This window comes from Actinoplanes philippinensis, from assembly GCF_900113015.1.
In the GTDB taxonomy this organism is placed as follows: Bacteria; Actinomycetota; Actinomycetes; order Mycobacteriales; family Micromonosporaceae; genus Actinoplanes; species Actinoplanes philippinensis.
Genome location: NZ_FONV01000005.1, coordinates 266555 through 283598, shown reverse-complemented (window position 1 = coordinate 283598; position 17044 = coordinate 266555). Strand labels below are relative to the sequence as shown.

At 70.5% G+C, this 17044-nt stretch carries 17 protein-coding genes; 5 read left to right on the top strand and 12 right to left on the bottom strand.

Going from position 1 to position 17044, the window contains the following annotated elements:
- Positions 1 to 24: 24 nt before the first annotated feature.
- From BM290_RS14725 to BM290_RS14685, 9 genes are all read right to left on the bottom strand, one after another.
- Positions 25 to 849: a class I SAM-dependent methyltransferase gene (locus BM290_RS14725; protein WP_093614198.1), complete on the bottom strand. Its 825-nt coding sequence runs from the start codon at positions 847 to 849 to the stop codon at positions 25 to 27.
- A complete protein-coding gene (locus BM290_RS14720) occupies positions 846 to 2165 on the bottom strand; it encodes a GH1 family beta-glucosidase (RefSeq protein WP_093614196.1) in 1320 nt (439 codons plus the stop codon). Before BM290_RS14720 ends, BM290_RS14725 begins: the two co-directional genes overlap by 4 nt.
- Positions 2165 to 3145, bottom strand: coding sequence for an ABC transporter ATP-binding protein (locus tag BM290_RS14715; protein ID WP_093614194.1), 981 nt, complete (start codon positions 3143 to 3145; stop codon positions 2165 to 2167). The genes BM290_RS14720 and BM290_RS14715 overlap by 1 nt, the downstream gene beginning before the upstream one ends.
- A complete protein-coding gene (locus tag BM290_RS14710; RefSeq protein WP_093614192.1) occupies positions 3142 to 4182 on the bottom strand; it encodes an ABC transporter permease in 1041 nt (346 codons plus the stop codon). Before BM290_RS14710 ends, BM290_RS14715 begins: the two co-directional genes overlap by 4 nt.
- Before the next feature lies 1 nt (position 4183).
- Positions 4184 to 5164 (bottom strand): ABC transporter permease, encoded by a 981-nt coding sequence (locus tag BM290_RS14705; protein ID WP_093614190.1) that lies wholly within the window; start codon positions 5162 to 5164, stop codon positions 4184 to 4186.
- Positions 5161 to 6216: an ABC transporter ATP-binding protein gene (locus BM290_RS14700; protein ID WP_093614188.1), complete on the bottom strand. Its 1056-nt coding sequence runs from the start codon at positions 6214 to 6216 to the stop codon at positions 5161 to 5163. Before BM290_RS14700 ends, BM290_RS14705 begins: the two co-directional genes overlap by 4 nt.
- A 64-nt stretch (positions 6217 to 6280) precedes the next feature.
- Positions 6281 to 7966 (bottom strand): ABC transporter substrate-binding protein, encoded by a 1686-nt coding sequence (locus BM290_RS14695; protein ID WP_093614186.1) that lies wholly within the window; start codon positions 7964 to 7966, stop codon positions 6281 to 6283.
- 169 nt (positions 7967 to 8135) lie between these two features.
- Positions 8136 to 9143 carry a LacI family DNA-binding transcriptional regulator gene (locus BM290_RS14690; RefSeq protein ID WP_093614184.1) on the bottom strand — a complete coding sequence of 336 codons (1008 nt, stop codon included), beginning with the start codon at positions 9141 to 9143 and terminating at the stop codon, positions 8136 to 8138.
- Between the two features lie 155 nt (positions 9144 to 9298).
- Positions 9299 to 10141: an NAD-dependent protein deacetylase gene (locus BM290_RS14685; RefSeq protein WP_373871055.1), complete on the bottom strand. Its 843-nt coding sequence runs from the start codon at positions 10139 to 10141 to the stop codon at positions 9299 to 9301.
- A 97-nt stretch (positions 10142 to 10238) separates the two neighbouring features.
- Here BM290_RS14685 and BM290_RS14680 point away from each other — a divergent pair, with 97 nt between their 5' ends.
- The 3 genes from BM290_RS14680 (at position 10239) to BM290_RS14670 (ending at position 12512) form a co-directional block, all read left to right on the top strand.
- A complete protein-coding gene (locus tag BM290_RS14680) occupies positions 10239 to 10571 on the top strand; it encodes a hypothetical protein (RefSeq protein WP_143133742.1) in 333 nt (110 codons plus the stop codon).
- A gap of 61 nt (positions 10572 to 10632) precedes the next feature.
- Positions 10633 to 11358: a hypothetical protein gene (locus BM290_RS14675; protein ID WP_093614180.1), complete on the top strand. Its 726-nt coding sequence runs from the start codon at positions 10633 to 10635 to the stop codon at positions 11356 to 11358.
- A 95-nt stretch (positions 11359 to 11453) separates the two neighbouring features.
- Positions 11454 to 12512, top strand: coding sequence for an App1 family protein phosphatidate phosphatase (locus BM290_RS14670; protein ID WP_373871054.1), 1059 nt, complete (start codon positions 11454 to 11456; stop codon positions 12510 to 12512).
- Here BM290_RS14670 and BM290_RS48315 read toward each other — a convergent pair.
- Positions 12509 to 12682, bottom strand: a complete 174-nt coding sequence (locus BM290_RS48315) for a hypothetical protein (RefSeq protein WP_177319715.1) — start codon at positions 12680 to 12682, stop codon at positions 12509 to 12511. The two genes, BM290_RS14670 and BM290_RS48315, sit on opposite strands and share 4 nt — an antisense overlap.
- A 17-nt stretch (positions 12683 to 12699) precedes the next feature.
- Here BM290_RS48315 and BM290_RS14665 point away from each other — a divergent pair, with 17 nt between their 5' ends.
- Positions 12700 to 13350 carry a hypothetical protein gene (locus BM290_RS14665; RefSeq protein WP_093614178.1) on the top strand — a complete coding sequence of 217 codons (651 nt, stop codon included), beginning with the start codon at positions 12700 to 12702 and terminating at the stop codon, positions 13348 to 13350.
- A 376-nt stretch (positions 13351 to 13726) separates the two neighbouring features.
- On the opposite strand, the gene BM290_RS14660 is transcribed toward BM290_RS14665, so the two are convergent.
- Positions 13727 to 15316, bottom strand: a complete 1590-nt coding sequence (locus tag BM290_RS14660; protein ID WP_093614176.1) for a DEAD/DEAH box helicase — start codon at positions 15314 to 15316, stop codon at positions 13727 to 13729.
- A gap of 161 nt (positions 15317 to 15477) precedes the next feature.
- Here BM290_RS14660 and BM290_RS14655 point away from each other — a divergent pair, with 161 nt between their 5' ends.
- Complete coding sequence (locus BM290_RS14655; protein WP_093614174.1) at positions 15478 to 16332, top strand: sigma-70 family RNA polymerase sigma factor; 855 nt, start codon at positions 15478 to 15480, stop codon at positions 16330 to 16332.
- Positions 16333 to 16382: 50 nt separating this feature from the next.
- On the opposite strand, the gene BM290_RS14650 is transcribed toward BM290_RS14655, so the two are convergent.
- The gene (locus BM290_RS14650) at positions 16383 to 16901 is read right to left on the bottom strand and encodes a hypothetical protein (RefSeq protein ID WP_093614172.1); all 519 of its coding nucleotides are present in this window, start codon (positions 16899 to 16901) and stop codon (positions 16383 to 16385) included.
- Positions 16902 to 17044 lie beyond the last annotated feature (143 nt).

Here is a 17044-nt window from a genome sequence, read left to right as displayed (position 1 = left end):
CTCATACCCCGGCGGCGGCGATCACTAAACGGGCTTGCGGGCCTGCAGGGTATAGGTGTGGGGCAGCCGCTCCGGCTTCTCGGCGAGTTGCCACTCCTTGGAGTCCAGTTTGCGCATCCGGCCGGGCAGCGCCTCCCACGGCACGCTCTGGTGTTCCTCGAGCCCGGTCAGGACGAGCCCTGCTTCGAGGACCGCGGTGACGATCTCGCCGAGCCCGTGGTTCCACTCGTGGGTGAGGGTGTGCTGAAACTCGTGGTCGGACTCCACATAGGTGCCCGGCTCGTCCCAGATCTGTGGTTCCTTCTGCTCGAAGTACGGCTCGGTGAGGGAGAGCAGCCCGTCGGTGCGGTAGTAGTCCAGCGCCCACAGCACCGGATGCCCTTCCCGGATGAACAGCCGGCCGCCCGGGGCGAGCAGCGACGCCACGGTCTGCGCCCACCGTTTGATGTCGGGCAGCCAGCCGATCGCGCCGATCCCGGTGAAGACCAGGTCGAACTCGCCGGTCAGCGCGTCCCGGGCCGAGTAGAGGTCGCTCTGCACGTACTCGATGTCGGCCCCGGCCCGCGCCGCGAGGGATCTCGCCTGTTCCAGGGCTGCCCCGGAGAAGTCCAGGCCTGTCATGGTGGCGCCGAGCCGGGCCAGTGACAGGGTGTCGGTGCCGATGTGACATTGCAGGTGCACACCGCGCAGCCCGGCCACGTCGCCGAGCCGGGGTAGGTCGAACCGCACCACGTCACTGATGTATGACGGGTCGTCGACGAAGGTCTGCACCCGGTAGCCGGGCGACGCCGCGTGAGGCGCCGCCCGCTCGTCCCAGTTCGCTCGGTTGACTTCCAGGTAGTCGGTCATGGAGCGGACGTTATGCGATCCCGGAACCACAGCGCACTGCGTTTTGGCGTACGCCGCTGGGTCTCGTAGTCGACGTGGACCAGGCCGAACCGCTTCGCGTACCCCTCCGCCCACTCGAAGTTGTCCATCAGTGACCAGGCGAAGTATCCGCGCACGTCGGCGCCCTGCGCGCGGGCCGCGGCGACCGCGTCGACGTGCGCCGCGAGGTACGCCGTCCGCTCGGTGTCCTCGACGAACCCGTCGGCGTCCGGATGATCGGGGTAGACCGCGCCGTTCTCGGTGACCACCAGCGGATATCCGTAGTCGCGGTGCAGCCGCAGCAGCAGCGTGGTGAACCGGTCCGGGGTGATCGGCCAGCCCAGGTCGGTCTGCGGCACGTCGGGTTTGATCTCCCGCACCACCGGCAGCCCGTCGGCGTCGACGGTGTTGCCGTCCAGGTCGCGGCCGGCGAAGTCCTGCCCGAAGTAGAAGTTGACGCCGAGCGTGTCGACCTGGGTCCGGGAGATGATCTCCAGGTCGCCGTCGCGGACCGGCAGCTCGATGCCGCGGACCGCCAGGTCGGCCAGCACGTCCTCCGGGTAGCGGCCGTGCTTCAGCGGATCGAGGAAGACCCGGGCCACGTTGCCGTCGGCCCGCCGTGCCGCCGCGATGTCCAGCGGATCGTCCGAGGCGGGGGTGGCGGTGCCGATGTTCAGCGGGATGCAGATGTTGTTGTCCGGCCGTTTGATCGCGTTGGCCACCAGCCCGTGCCCGAGCAGCAGGTGGTGCGCCGCCGCCGTGGCCGCCGCCGGTTCACGCCGGCCGGGCGCGAACACGCCGTACTGGTAGCCGAGGTAGGCCACGCACCACGGCTCGTTGACGGTGCCCCAGTTGCGGACGCGGTCGTTCAGACGGGCGAAGACCATCTCGGAGAACTCGGCGAACCGGTACGCGGTGTCCCGGTTCGGCCAGCCGCCGGCGTCCTCCAGCTCCTGCGGCATGTCCCAGTGGTAGAGCGTCAGCCACGGGTCGATCCCGTTGGCCAGCAGCTCGTCCACGAGCCGGTCGTAGAAGTCGAGACCCTTGACGTTGGCCGGGCCGCGCCCGTGCGGCTGCACCCGGGTCCACGACACCGAGAACCGGTAGGCGTTCACCCCCAGGCTCCTGATCAGCTGCACGTCGGACGGCATGCGGTGGTAGTGGTCGCACGCCACGTCGCCGGTCTCCCCGACGACGTCGCGGGCGAAGGTGTCCCAGACCGACGCGGTCCGCCCGTCCTCGGCGGCCGCGCCCTCGATCTGGTAGGCCGAGGTGGCGACCCCCCAGGTGAAGTCCATCAGCTGTTCACCAGCCAGCACGCCACCGATCGGTTGTCCGGCCGGTTCTCCAGCATCGGGATCTCCGACCCGCACGGGTCGAACGCCTTCGGGCACCGAGGGTGGAACGAGCACCCGCTCGGCATGCCCTTCAGGTCGGGCGGCGAGCCGGGAATGCCGGTCAGCTCACGGCGCGGGCCCTTCAGGGCCGGGAAAGAGCCCAGCAGACCTTTGGAGTACGGGTGAAGCGCGTCCCGGTAGATGGCCGACGCCGGCGCCTCCTCCACGATCCGCCCGCCGTACATGATCGCGATCCGGTTGGAGAACTCCACCAGCAGCGACAGGTCGTGGGTGATGAAGATGACCGAGAAGCCCAGCCGCTCGCGCAGCTCGATGAGCTGGCCCAGGATCTGCCGCTGCATGACCACGTCGAGAGCCGTGGTCGGCTCGTCCATGATCACGACCTGCGGCTGGAGGATCAGCGCCATACCGATCATGACGCGCTGGCGCATGCCCCCGGAGAGCTGGTGCGGGTAGGCGTCCATCCGGTCCGGGGCGATGCCGACGAGCTTGAGCATCTCCCGGGCGCGGGCGTTGCGCTGGGTCTCGCTCATCTTCGGCTCGTGGGCCTTGAGCACGTCGGTCAGCTGGGTGGCGATCTTGTGCACCGGGTTCAGCGAGTTCATCGCGCCCTGGAACACGATCGCCGTCTCGTTCCACCGGAACTTGCGGAGCTGCGAGTCGGACAGGGACAGCACGTCGTACGGGTCGCCCTGCTCCGGGTGGTAGATGACCTCGCCACCGGTGATCACGCCGGGCGGGGCGAGCAGCCGGGTCATCCCGTAGGCGAGGGTCGACTTGCCGGAGCCGCTCTCGCCGGCCAGGCCGAGCACCTCGCCCCGGTGCAGGGTGAGGTTCACGTCGCGGACCGCGCGGACACCCTGGTCGCCCAGGCCGTACCCCACGTTGAGGTTGCGAATCTCGATCACCGGCTGGCTCATTGAACGACCTCCTGCCGCACCACCGGGGTCGGCGTGGCGTGGCTGTGCTGGGCCCGGTTGTCCAGGACCGGGGTGAAACCGATGCGCATGCGGACCGTACGCCCGGAAGCGGTCTTGATCTTGGTCTTGCCGGCGCTGCGCAGGCGGGGGCTGACGAACTCGTCGATGCCGAAGTTGATCAGCGACAGCGCGGTGCCGAGAATCGCGATGGCCAGACCGGCCGGCACGAACCACCACCAGGCGCTCTGCGCGAGCGCCTGCTGGCCCTGCGCCCAGAACAGGATGGTGCCCCAGTTCCACGTGGTGGCCGAGGTGACGCCGATGAACGCCAGGGTGATCTCGGACAGCACCGCGAAGATGACGGTGCCGACGAAGCCGGAGGCGATCACCGCGGTCAGGTTCGGCAGCAGCTCGAAACCGATCACCCGCCAGGTCCGCTCGCCGCTGGCCCGGGCCGCCTCGACGAAGTCCCGCCGCCGCAGCGACAGCGTCTGGGCGCGCAGCACCCGGGCGTTCCAGGACCACGAAGTGAGGCCGATGACCAGGGCGATCAGCGAGTCCTCGGCGTTCTCCAGGGTGGAGGTGATGATGATGATCAGCGGCAGCGCCGGGATCACCAGGAAGACGTTGGAGAGCGCGGAGAGGGCCTCGTCGGTCTTGCCGCCGACGTAACCGGCGGTCACCCCGATGACGACCGACAGCACGGTCGCCACGATGCCGGCGAAGAAGCCGACGAAGATGACGCTGCGGGTGCCGGCCAGCAATTGGCTGAAGACGTCCTGGCCCAGGTGGGTGGTGCCCATCCAGTGGTCGGCGGACGGTGGCTGGACCAGGTCGTTGCCGCGGGCGCCCGGGTCGTACGGGGTGATCCAGGGGCCGATGACCGCCAGCACCAGATAGACGCCGAGGATGATCAGGCCGGTGGCCGCCTTCTTGTTGGCCACGAAGCGGAAACTGCGCCGCTTGGCCCGCTGGGGCTGGGCCATCGAGCCCTGGCCGGGGATGACCTGCTCGATGCTCGAGGTAGGGATCGTCATCTCAGCCCTCCTTGCGGGTGCGCGGGTCGAGGAGCAGGTACGCGATGTCCGCCAGCAGGTTCGCGACCAGCACCGAGATCGTGATGATCAGGAAGATGCCCTGCATGAGCGGGTAGTCCGACGCGCCGAGCGCCTGGAACAGCTGGAACCCGACCCCGGGGTACGAGAAGACGATCTCCACGAGCAGCGTGCCGCCGACGATGAAGCCGAGCGACAGCGCGAACCCGGACACGTTCGGCAGCAGCGCGTTGCGGGCCGCGTAGCTCATCGCCACCCGGCGGTCGGTCAGGCCCTTGGCATGCGCGACGGTGATGTAGTCCTCCGACGACACGGTCACCATCATGTTGCGCATGCTCAGGATCCAGCCGCTGACCGAGGAGATCAGGATGGTCAGGGCGGGCAGCAGGCTGTGCTGGATCGCGCTCGGGATGAAGTACTGGTCGAACGCCGGCACCAGGCCGTTGTCGAAGCCGCCGGACGACGGGAAGAAGCTGTCCGGGCCGGTGAGCAGGTAGATCGCGATGATGCCGAGCCAGAAGTACGGCACCGAGGAGAGGAACGTGGTGACCGGCAGCAGGCCGTCGGTCCACGAGCCGCGCCGCCAGCCGGCCAGGATGCCCAGGCCGGTGCCGAGGAAGAAGCTGATGATCGTGGTGATGCCGACCAGCAGCAGCGTCCACGGGAGGCTGTTGCTGATGATCTCGGAGACCGGCGTCGGGAAGAACGTGAACGACAGTCCCAGGTCACCGGAGAACAGCTGCTTCCAGTAGCTGACGTACTCGCTCCACAGCCCGGCGTCCTTGTCCAGGCCGAACAGCACGTAGAGGGAGTCGATGGCCTGGCTGCTGAGCTGGCCCTGGTACTTGGTGATCAGCGCCTGGACCGGGTCGCCGGGGATCATCCGGGGGATGAAGAAGTTCAGGGTGATCGCGGCCCACGCGGTGAACAGGTAGAAGGCGAGCCGCTGCAGGAAGTACTTCACTTCGCCACCTCACTGGAGTCGTACAGCCAGCAGGCGGCCCAGTGTCCGGGCACGTCGCCGATCTCCAGCGGGACCGGTGTCTCGGCCGAGCAGCGCGGCATCGCCATCGGGCAGCGCGGGTGGAAGCGGCACCCGGCGGGCGGGTGGATGAGGCTCGGCGGCTCGCCGTTGCCACGGTCCTCGTCTTCGACGTCGGACACGCCGGTGAGCCGGTCCGGGTCCGGCGCGGAGTCGATCAGCAGGCGGGTGTACGGGTGAGCCGGCGACTGTGTCACGGTCTCGCTGTCGCCGCCCTCGACCATCCGGCCGGCGTACATGACCATGGTCTGGTCGGCGAAGTACCGGGCCGACGCGATGTCGTGGGTGATGTACAGGATCGCCAGGTTGAAGCGTTCCTTCAGGTCACGCAGCAGGTTCAGGATGCCGAGCCGGATCGAGACGTCGAGCATGGAGACCGGCTCGTCGGCGAGCAGGGCCTCGGGTTCGGCGCCGAGCGCCCGGGCGATCGCCACGCGCTGGCGCTGACCGCCGGACAGCTCGTGCGGGAACTTGTCGAGGTAGCGCTCGGGCGGGGTGAGCGACACCCGCTGGAGCAGCTCGTGCAGCGCCTTCTCGAGGTCGGCGTCGGTCTTCCCGGCGTTGCCGTGGATCTTCAGCGCCCGGGTCAGGTGGTACCGGATGGTGTGCACCGGGTTCAGGGACGCGAACGGGTCCTGGAAGATCATCTGGACCCGGGCGCAGTACGCGCGGAACGCCGAGCCCGACTTGACCTTCGTCGACTGCCCGTGCAGCCGGATGTCGCCGCCGGTACGGGGATAGAGCTGGGCGAGCAGGCGGGCGACCGTGGACTTGCCCGAGCCGGACTCGCCGACCAGGGCCACCACCTGGCCGCGGCGGAGGGTGAGGTGCACGTCATCGACGGCGTGCACCGCGTCGTGCCGGTTGGAGAACAGGTCGCGCAACCGCCGGCGGACGGGGAAGTGCTTGGTCAGGCCGATCGCCTCGAGCACCACCTCGTCGGCCGGCGCCTTGGCTTCCGGGATCGACGTCATGCCGGTGTCCTTCTAACAAGCTGAAGGCGGGCGCCCCGGTGCACACCGGGGCGCCCGCGGGCGATCAGGAGTTGGCGGGCTGCAGCTTCAGGACGACGGTCAGGGCGCCGGCCTGCGTGGGCTGCATCGGGGCGTAGGAGTCCGCGTCCGAGGGCCAGCCGACCCAGTTCTTGGTGCTGTACGCGCCACCGACGTTGTCCGAGCCGACCGGCAGCATCGGCGCCTGCTCCACGAAGATCTTCTGGATCGTGGCGAGCGCGGCCTTACGGGCGGTCTCGTCGGTCGCGTTGGAGTACGCCTTCAGCGCCGCGGTGGCCTCCGGGCTCTCGAAGCGGCCGAAGTTGCCCTGCTGGGCGGCGGTGCCGATCGGCTTCTTCAGGTCGCCGTCCATCACCGTCTGGTAGATGTCGAACGGCGTCGAGCCACCGTTGGTCCAGCGCATCGTGCCGCCGAAGTCGCCCTTCTGGACGTTGGCGTCCCAGACGTTCTGGTTCGGCTTCTCGACGACCGCCTCGATGCCGATCTCGGCCAGGTTGCTCTTGATGATCTCGAGCGTGGTCTGGTAGTCGGACCACGGGGCCGGGTCGCTCAGCTTGATGGACACCGGCTTGCCGGTCTTGTCCTTGAGGGTCGTGCCCTCCAGCTTGTAGCCCGCCTCGGTGAGCAGCTTCTTGGCGCCCTCGACGTCGACGGTGAAGGTCTTGCCCTTGTACTCGTCGGCGATGTAGGCGTCACCCGCGCCCTCCGGCAGACCGGTGACGCTCTTGATCTCCGGGTGGAAGTAGCCGGCCTCGGCCTGCACGAAGATGTCGTTGCGGTTGATGACCATGTTCATCGCGCGGCGCAGCGCCGGGTCGTCGAACGGCTTCTGGGTGGTGTTGATGTAGAGGCCGTGGATGCCCAGCACGCCCGGCGCCCAGACCTTGTAGTGCGCCGGGTCCTTGGCGACGAAGGTCTGCTGGTAGTTCGGGATGAAGACGAAGCTCCACTCGGCCTGGCCGGTGGCGAGCGCCGTGGACATCGCGTTGTTGTCGGCGTAGGAGGTGTAGCGCAGCTCCTTCACCTTGGGCAGGGGCTGCCAGTAACCGCTCTCACGGACGCTGAGGATCGTCGCCTGCTGGCTGAACGACTTCAGGACGTACGGGCCACTGCCGACCGGCTCCTTGATCGGGTCGGTGGCCGGGTCCGCGATCTTCTCCCAGATGTGCTTCGGCACGATCGGGATCTGCCCGATCACCTTGTGCTGGGTGGTGAACTGCGACGACTTGAACGTGATCTTGACCTTGTTGCCCTCCGACGTGATGGCGTCGAACGGGATGGCGAAGATGTTCAGGGCCTCGTTGCTCTTCACCAGGTTGTACGTGAAGACGACGTCCTCGGCGGTCAGCGGCTTGCCGTCGGACCAGGTCGCGCCGTCCCGGATGGTCAGGTCGACGGTCTTGTAGTCGGCGGACCACTTGATCTCGCTGGCCAGCCACGGCGTCAGCGGGTCGGCCGGCTTGGTGTTGTTCCACTGACCGAGGGGCTCGTAGATCATCCACCGGTAGCCGAGCGAGGCGCCCGCCGAGGTGCCGATGAACGGGTTGTTGTTCTCGGTCACCGTGCCGTTCGGCATGCCGATCGACAGGAACTCGGCCTGCTTGGCGTTGTTCGCGTTGTTGTTCGCGTTCGGCGAGTCGCTGCACGCGGCGAGCCCGCCACCGGCCAGCACGCCGGCCAGGGCGACCGCGAAGAGCTTGCGTCGCTGCATCGAAATTCTCCTCGGAGGATTCATCTGCGGGTGAGAGGGGTGAAACAGGGTGAGAGGGATGCCACGAGGGCGTGCGGCATCGCGTGACCGGCCGTCGGCCGGCCCCGGGTGCCACCGATCCCCGGCCGTCGCAGCGGCCGGTCGATGCGCTATCGGGTGGTGGGTCGGATCAGGAGGAGCTGACCGTTGACTCTCGGACGGTGAAAGTCGCCGGGATTATCGTCGTGCGGTTCGGAAGCGGTGTTCCCTCGAAATGGGCCAGCAGCGCACGTGCCGCCGCCTCACCCATCTCGCGCATGGGCTGGTGGACCGTGGTGAGCGGCGGCTGGGTGTGCGCCGCCATCGGGATGTCGTCGAAGCCGACGACCGAGACGTCCTCCGGGATGCGCCGGCCGTGCTCCTGCAGCGCCTGCATGGCGCCGGCCGCGGAGACGTCGTTGTGGCAGAAGACGGCGTCGAACTCGATGCCGGCCGCGGTGGCCCGGTGGATCGCCTCGGCGCCCTGCTCGAAGGTGAAGTCGCCGAGCATGATCCGGTCCTCGTCGATCGGGTGGCCGGCCTCGGCGTAGACCGCGGCGAACCCGTCCCGGCGCTGCTGGGTGCAACCGAACCGGGAGGGTCCGGTGATCATCAGCGGCCGGCGCCGGCCCACCTCGATCAGGTGCCGGGCGGCCGCGCCGGCGCCGATGTGGTTGGTCGTCCCCACGCTGGGGATCTGCCCGGACATCTGGTCGCGATCGTCGATCAGGACCATCGGCAGGCCACGGGCGTGCAGGGTGGCGATGTAGTCGAGAGTGCCCTCCGGCTCGATGACCAGCAGCCCGTCGAACGACTTGGCCGCGACCTGGGCGCCGAACTGGCGCATCGAGTCCTCGCCGCGATTGCAGGTGAACAGCAGCAGCCCGTACTCCTCGGCCTCGAGGACGTCGACCGCTCCCTGCACCACCTCGCCCATCCACGGCCAGGTCAGTGAGGGCACGAGCATGGCCACCACCCGGGTGCGCCCGCGAGCCAGGTTGACGGCTCGGGCGCTGGGCACGTAACCGAGCTCCTCGATCACCGCACGGACCCGCGCGGCGGTCGATTCGTCCAGCTCACCCTTGCCGTTGAGAACCCGGGAAACGGTGGTCTTGCTGACCTTCGCCCGGGCCGCCACGTCGGCGATGGTGATCGGCACGCTCGCTCCCTCAGTTGCTACCGGTTGATTGCCCCGGGGTTTCGGAACCGGTTTCGGGACCGGTTTCGGCAGTCAACCTCAGTGAGAGCGGTCACGTCAACGGGCCGAGCGAGCTATTTCGATTTCAAGACGGTAACCGACTTCGGTAAACAGTCTTAAACGGTAAGCGGGGCAAGATTCGGGAGAATCACCCCGAGCGGGGCGTCGATCACCAGGTCCGCATAGGGCTCCCCGCGGGTCATGCCGCGATTCACGATCGCCACCCGGATCCCGTCGCGCACCGCCCGCAGCACGAACCGCCGCCCCGACATGACGGTCAGCGACGACCCCAGGACCAGCAGCGTCCGCGCGCCCGCCACCAGAGCGAACGACCGCGACACCCGCTCCGGCGGGACCGTCTCGCCGAAATAGACCACGTCCGGCTTCAGCACTCCGCCGCAGGCCAGGCAGTCCACCACGGTGAACCCGGCCACCTCGGCGTCGTCCAGCTCCACGTCACCGTCCGGGTTGACCGTCGCCGCCACCGCCGCGAACCCCGGATTGGCCGCCGACAGCCGCTCCTCCAGCTCGTCACGGCCGGACCCGGCCCCACACCCCAGACACACCACCCGGGACAGGTTGCCGTGCAGCTCGACCACGTCCCGGGCGCCGGCCGCCTGGTGCAGCCCGTCCACGTTCTGCGTGATCACCCCACCCAGCAGGCCCCGCTCCTGCAGCCGGGCCACCGCCCGGTGCCCGTCGTTGGGCCGCGCGTCGCCGATCGTGCGCCACCCCAGATGGCTGCGCGCCCAGTAGCGCCGCCGGGCCACCGGATCGCCGGTGAACGTCTGGTAGGTCATCGGCGAGCCCCGCCGGGCCGAGCCGGAGGGGCCGCGATAGTCCGGGATCCCGGAGTCGGTGGACAGGCCGGCGCCACTGAGCACCACGACGTCGCCCTCGGCCACCCACTCGTCCAGCCGGGCCACCTGTTCCACCATCTCCAGATCCATGCCGTCCATCGTCCCTCGCCCGGGTGACCGTGGCAGCAACCCGTACGAGTGGTGCAAGCGCGTTCGTCCGCGGCGTGGCACAAGGTCACCGAGTAGGTTGATGGACGTGATCACGGTGGCGCAGCCGGCCGCCCGTCCCTGGGACGGGCAGCGAATTCTGCGTTTCCTCACCGGGCTGGCGATGCTCGCCCTGGCGGTCACCCTGCGCCTGCCCGGGCCAGCGGTTCCGGCGCCCGCGGCCGCCCCCGCCGCGCCCGCTCCCGTCGCCGCCGTCGCCGAGGTCGCCGCTCCGGATCCGGAGCTCTACGAGACCGAGCGCATCGAGCCGCAGCCGCTCGGCCAGGCCGCCGCCGCCCTGTCCGCAGTGACGTTCACCACCCGTATCCCGCTCGGCGAGATCCCGGCGGCCACCGCCCCGCGCGCACCCCCGGCCCGCTGACGAGCCCCCGCATCGGGCTCGTCATCGCCGGCCGTAGATCGACCTACCTCTGGGGTGCACCATGGAATCCGTCCTGCAAACCTTCCTCCGCGCGGTCCCGCAGGCGACCGCCGTCTGGATCGCCGTCCTTCTCGTGCTGGCCGTCGCGGTCGCCGTCGCCGCCCTGCCCCGGGGCGTCACCACGCCCCCGGCGCCCGGCGCCGGCAACCGGCTCGCCGACCGGCTGGAGTCCGCCGCCACCGAGGCCGCCGAGGTGGCCGAGCGGCGCCGAGCCGAGTGGCTCGCCGCCCAGCAGGCCGTCGACGAGACCTGGGCCGCCTACGAGCAGGCCTCCGACGACGCCCGCCGGATCGGGGCCACCACCGCGTACCCGCTGATGAGCCGCCGCCGCAAGCTCGGCGAGAACGTCGACCGCCAGCGCTACCTGCACCGCGCCGCCACCGAGCTGTGCCGCACCCAGGACCTGTCGATCGCCCAGCTCAACGACGTCTACGCGCACCGCGGCTGGAACCCCCGGCTGCACCCGGTCCAGCAGGAGCCGGTGCTGCGCAACGCGGTCCGGGCGCACCGCTTCGACGCGTACCAGCGTGCGGTGGAGCGGGAGCGGGCCGCCTGGCGCAGCGCCGAGGCCGCCGCCGAGACCCTGCGCGGGCTGCGGGCCGAGGCGTCCGCCGCCCGTCTGCGCGGCCCGGTCACCGAGGCCGGCGAGCAGCAGGTGTACGCCGAGCACTGGACGTCAGCGGAGAGCGAGCGGCGGACACCCGTCGAACTTCCGGCCGCCGCCTGATGTCCACCCTGGATCCGCCGACCGTTCCCAGCGGACCGTGACAACCGCCGGGTAACGTGGCCGGGCGGGCGGTACGGATCGGCAAGGAGGCGATGGTGACGATTACTCCCGCGGGCGAGTCCTCGCCCGTGGTCCGGATACATCGGGCCGCCCTGATCGAGGACGCCGTCCACGAGATCGTCGAGCGCCGCCTGCGAGGCCGCGGGTGGAAGCCGTACATCACCGCGTACACGGGTTACGGCGCTCCCGGCTGGGCGCGCGTGATGGCCCGGGTGCTGCTGGCCAGGCCGGGTATGGTCCGCAAACGCCGGGAGAAGGTCCGCGGCTGGCGCAGTTTCACCACCACCCCGGTGAGCAGCGCGCTGGTCCGCATCGAGCTCGGCGGCACGGTCACCGAGGCCCGCACCGACCGCAGCGGCTACCTCGACGTCATCGTCAAGGGCGACCTCGACCCCGGCTGGGGCAGCGCGAAACTCTCCACCGAGGGCACCGTCCCGGTCGACGCGCCGATCCGCGTCATCGATCCCGGCGTCAAATTCGGTGTGATCTCTGACATCGACGACACCGTGATGGTCACCACACTGCCGCGTCCGCTGCTCGCCGCGTGGAACACGTTCGTCCTCGACGAGCACGCCCGCGCCGCCGTCCCCGGCATGGCGGTCCTCTACGAGCGGCTGGTCCACGCCAACCCGGGCACCCCGGTCGTCTACCTCTCCACCGGCGCGTGGAACGTGGCGCCCACCCTCACCCGGTTCCTCAGCCGCCACCTCTACCCGGCCGGCCCGATCCTGCTCACCGACTGGGGCCCCACCCCGGACCGCTGGTTCCGCAGCGGCCGCGAGCACAAGCGCAAGTCGCTGCGCCGGCTCGCCGCGGAGTTCCCCGACGTGCGGTGGCTGCTCATCGGCGACGACGGCCAGCACGACCAGGAGATCTACTCCGAGTTCGCCCGGGAGCACCCGGAAAATGTGGCGGCCGTCGCGATCCGCCGGCTCTCGCCGACCCAGGCGGTGCTCGCCGGCGCCATCCCCGGCCCGTCGGAGACCGCCGAGGTCGTGCCGTCCGGTGGCAAGACCTGGTTCTCGGCCCCCGACGGCGCCGGTCTCTGGTCGCTGCTACGCGACACCGACCTCGTCCGAAAGCCCAAGGGCTAGGGTTTGTCCAGCTCAGGCTTGGTCGCGGCCTCGGCCGCCCGCTCGTGCAGACGGCCCCGGATCTCCTCCGGGGTGTATGCCCGTCGCTTGCGCTCCGCCCGGGCGATCACGACGCCCGTCGCCGCGACCCCCGCCAGCCCCGCCAGTCCCGCTATCTTCCACCAACGCATCAGCCGAGAATAGACACGTGGGAGCAGAACTCAGCCTCGACGAGGCCATCGACCTGACCCGTACCGGCGACATCTGGATCTTCCGGGGACGATCCGGGCCGGACCGGGCCATCCAGACCCTCACCAACAGCCCGGTCAACCACGTCGGGATGTCGCTGGTGATCGACGACATGCCGCCGCTGATGTGGCATGCCGAGCTCGGCAAGTCGCTCCCGGACATGTGGTCGGGCAAGTTCCAGCGCGGTGTCCAGCTGCACGACCTGCGCGACGCCGTCACCGTCTGGGCCCGCCGTTACGGCCAGCGCGGCTGGCTGCGGCAGCTCGACCCCGGCGTCACCCGGGCGATGGAGGACAAGGCTCTCAAGACCGTCGCCCGGCTGGACGGCACACCCTTCCCGTCCACGTCGCAGCTGGCCGCCCGCTGGGCGCGCGGCCGGGTCCCGCAGATCCGGCTCCCCTGGCAGGACCGGGAGGAGAGCGAGGCGACCCTGGAGAAGGCGTACTGCGCCGAGGTGGTCGCCGTCACCTACGAGGACATGGGTCTGCTGCCGCGCGGGCGCAAGGCCAACTGGTATGACCCGGGCCGCTTCTGGAGCGGCGACGAGCTGGAGCTCTGCGCCGGCTTCACCCTCGGCGACGAGATCGCCGTAACCGTCCCCGAGGCCTGACCCTCAGCGGGCCCTCAGTGCTGTCCGGGGGGTCCGGGCGTCCCCGAGGCCGGCCCTCAGTGCTGTCCCGGGGGTCCGGGCGTCCCCAAGGGCTGCCCTCAGTGTTGTCCCGGGGGTCCGGGCGTCCCCGAGGGCTGCCCTCAGTGTGGTCCCAGGGGTCGGGGGCATTCCCGGGGCCTGACCTCAGCCGACCCTCAGTGCTGTCCGAGGGTGCCCGGGGACAGCACGGAGGGCCGGCGCGAGTGAGCAACGGCTGGCCGCCAAGGCTGTTTCGACACCTCGGGGCCGGCCCGGAGGGAGGACCGGCTGGTCTCCGGAGCTGTCTCCACACCTCGGGGACAGCACTGAGACCAGCCGGGGAGCGACCAGGCGGCGGTTACCGGCTGGTGCGGCGGCCTCCACCTCGCGCCGAGAACGCGGCGGCGCCGGCGCCTGTGGAGGTCGAGGTGGATCGGGTCTGGGCGGCGCCGGATCGTTGCGCGCCGCCACGCGTGCCGCCTCCGGCCGGGGTGGCGCGCTGCTGAGGCGTACCCGAGCGAGGGTCCGAACCGGAACCACGGGCCTGCCCGGACCCGGCCGCGGACGTCCGCCGCCGGGAGGGCTGCTCGGTGGCGCGCTGGCGGCCCTGACCCGTGGCCGGCGTCGCGGGCGCCGCAGCTGCCGTCCCCTCCGCTGTGGAACGGCCACGGCCTCGCCGCGGCCGGCGGGACCGGGACCGGCCGGCCGCACCGGTGTCCTCGGGCGATGCCGGACGTGACGGGTTGGCCGGCGTGCCGGGCGCGGCCGGGGGAGCGGGCGCCACGAAGGTCCGCTCACCGGGCGCCAGCTGGGCCAGCAGCGCGTCGCCCGGCCTGGTCCGCGTGGTGACCGGGCGGATCCCGGCCTTGCGGGCCAGGTCTCGCACGTCGGCCTGCTGCTCGTCGGTCATCAGGGTGATCACCGTGCCGCGGGCGCCGGCCCGTGCGGTCCGGCCGGAGCGATGCAGGTACGCCTTGTGCTCCACCGGCGGATCGGCGTGGATGACCAGGCCGACGTCGTCGACGTGGATGCCCCGGGCCGCGATGTCGGTGGCGACGAGCGTGCCCGCGGTGCCGTCGGAGAACGCCGACATGTTGCGGTTACGCGCATTTTGCGCCAGGTTGCCGTGCAGCTCGACGGCCGGCACCCCGGCCGCGTTGAGCTGACGGGTCAGCACCTTGGCGCGCCGCTTGGTGCGGGTGAAGACCACCGAGCGGCCGGGCGCGGAGAGCAGCTCGACGAGGATGCCGAACCGGTCGTCGTCGCGGACGTGCAGCACGTGATGGTCCATCTCGACCGGCGCCTGGGCCGCCGCGTCGACGTGGTGGGTGACCGGCTTGCGCATGAATTTCTGCACCAGCACGTCGACCCCGTTGTCCAGGGTGGCGGAGAAGAGGAGCCGCTGCCCGCCCGCCGGAGTCTGCGACATGAGCCGCCGCACCACCGGCAGGAAGCCCAGATCGGCCATGTGGTCGGCCTCGTCCAGCACGGTCACCTCGACCGCGTCCAGCGAGGCGTGCCCGCTGCGGATGTGGTCGTCGAGCCGGCCCGGACAGGCCACCAGCACGTCGACGCCCGCTTTCAGGGCCTTGATCTGCGGGTTGGGCCCGACGCCGCCGAAGACGACGAGGGTGCTCAGGCGGGCCGCCTCGGCCAGCGGGCGCAGCGTCGCCTCGATCTGGGTCGCCAGCTCGCGGGTGGGCGCCAGGATCAGCGCGCGCGGGCGGCCGGGTTGTGGTTTGCGGGCCGTGGCGGCGAGACGGGCCACGACCGGGATCACGAAGGCATAGGTCTTGCCGGACCCGGTACGCCCCCGGCCCAGCACGTCACGCCCTGCCAGTGAGTCGGGCAGGGTGGCCGCCTGGATGGGGAACGGGGTGGTGATCCCGAGCCGGTCGAGCGCCGTGGTGAGGACGGCGGGCACGCCGAGCTCGGTGAAGGAAGTCATGAAGATGGAAACTCCGAGTGGTCGATTACTGATCATTCTAGCTCGGCACCCTCTGCAACCGGTTCGCACCCGAAGGCGAACCGGTCCGCACTCAGCACGCCCCATCTTTCTCCTCAGCGCCGGACACCCCCCTGACCGGCCGGTACCTGAGGAGACCCCCGATGAACGCTGAGACACCTGCGATCGAGCGGCGTGGCGAGGACATCGTCCGGGCTAACATGCCGCTCGTCGGTCATCTGGTCCGGGAGATGCTGGCCCGGGTTCCCTCGCACGTCAACCGGGACGACCTGCTGTCCGCCGGCTATGCCGCGCTGGTGGCGGCGGCCCGGGGCTTCGACCCTGAGCGAGGGGTGCCGTTCCCGCGATTCGCCGCCGCCCGGGTGCGGGGCGCGCTGCTGGACGAGCTGCGCGGCCTGGACTGGGCCAGCCGTTCGGTACGGCAGCGGGCCCGCCGTACCGACTCGGCACGTGAGGAGCTGATGGCCGAGCTGGGCCGGACGCCGACCATTCAGGAGGTGGCCGACAAACTGGGCTGCAGTGTCGAGGACATCGAGAGCGGCGAGGGCGACGTGCACCGCGCGACCGTCTTCAGCCTGCAGGGCTTCGCCACGGCGACCGCCGACGACATCGTCACGGAGCCGGGGCTGGGCCCGGAGGAGATGCTGCTGCGCCGGGAGCGGTTCGGCTACCTGCGGCACGCCGTCGACGCCCTGCCGGAGCGGCTGCGCGCCGTGGTGGAGGGCTACTTCTACGCCGAGCGGCCGATGGCCCAGATCGCCGCCGAGCTCGGCGTCAGCGAGTCCCGGGTGTCGCAGCTGCGTGCCGAGGCGCTGCTGCTGCTGCGGGACGGGCTGAACACCCACCTGGACCCGGCGATGGCGGCGCAGAACCCGCCGAAGGAGGGCTGCGTGGCCCGGCGGCGGGCCGCGTACTACGACAAGATCGCCAGCCGGGGCACCCTGAGGACCCGGCTGGCCCTGACCGGCCCGGACGGCCTGCCGGCGGCGGCCGCCTAGACACCGTGGGTTCGCGTGGCCCGCCGCGGTTCGCGGCGGGCCACCAAAAATCACGCGTTGGCGCAGGTGCCGGCCTTCTTCTGGGCGGCGATCGCCTTCGTGGCGCCCATCTTGTAGAGGCTGAGGCCCTCCTTGGCCGGCTCCAGCTTCCAGGCGTCCTGCTCGTAGACCATGGTGTACGACTGGGCCGCGACCAGTTGCTTCGCGATCACGACGGCCTTGTCGGCGCCCTCCATCCGGGCGCTGGTGAGCTGGATCGCCAGGCCCTTGCGGGAGCAGGCGGTGTTCAGCTTGACGTAGTCGTCCTTGGTGATCGCCTTCTTGCCGGCCGCGGTGTACATCTCCCACGCGCCGGCGAAGTCGCCGCCGCTGAACCTGTCGAACACCGTCTGCGCGGCGGCCTTCGCGCCGTCCAGGGTCTTCGGCTGCGGACCGGCGGCTTCGGCCGCGGCGGCGGCGTTCCCGGCCGGCTCCGGGGTGTCCTCGGTGCAGGCGGCGAGGGTGAGGGTGGCGATCGCGGCGAGGGCCACGGCGCCCAGCCGCAGATGCTTCGGGTGGCTGTTGTCCATGTCCCGGTTAATGACGGCCGCCCGCCGTGCGTAACGGCCCCGGCGTGTCGATGACGGCTTCCGGACACTTGCGCCCGCGGCCGTAACCCGGCGCGCCTCGGCTATTCTGGTCGTTTGCCGAATGCTCCACGGGCAAACAAAAA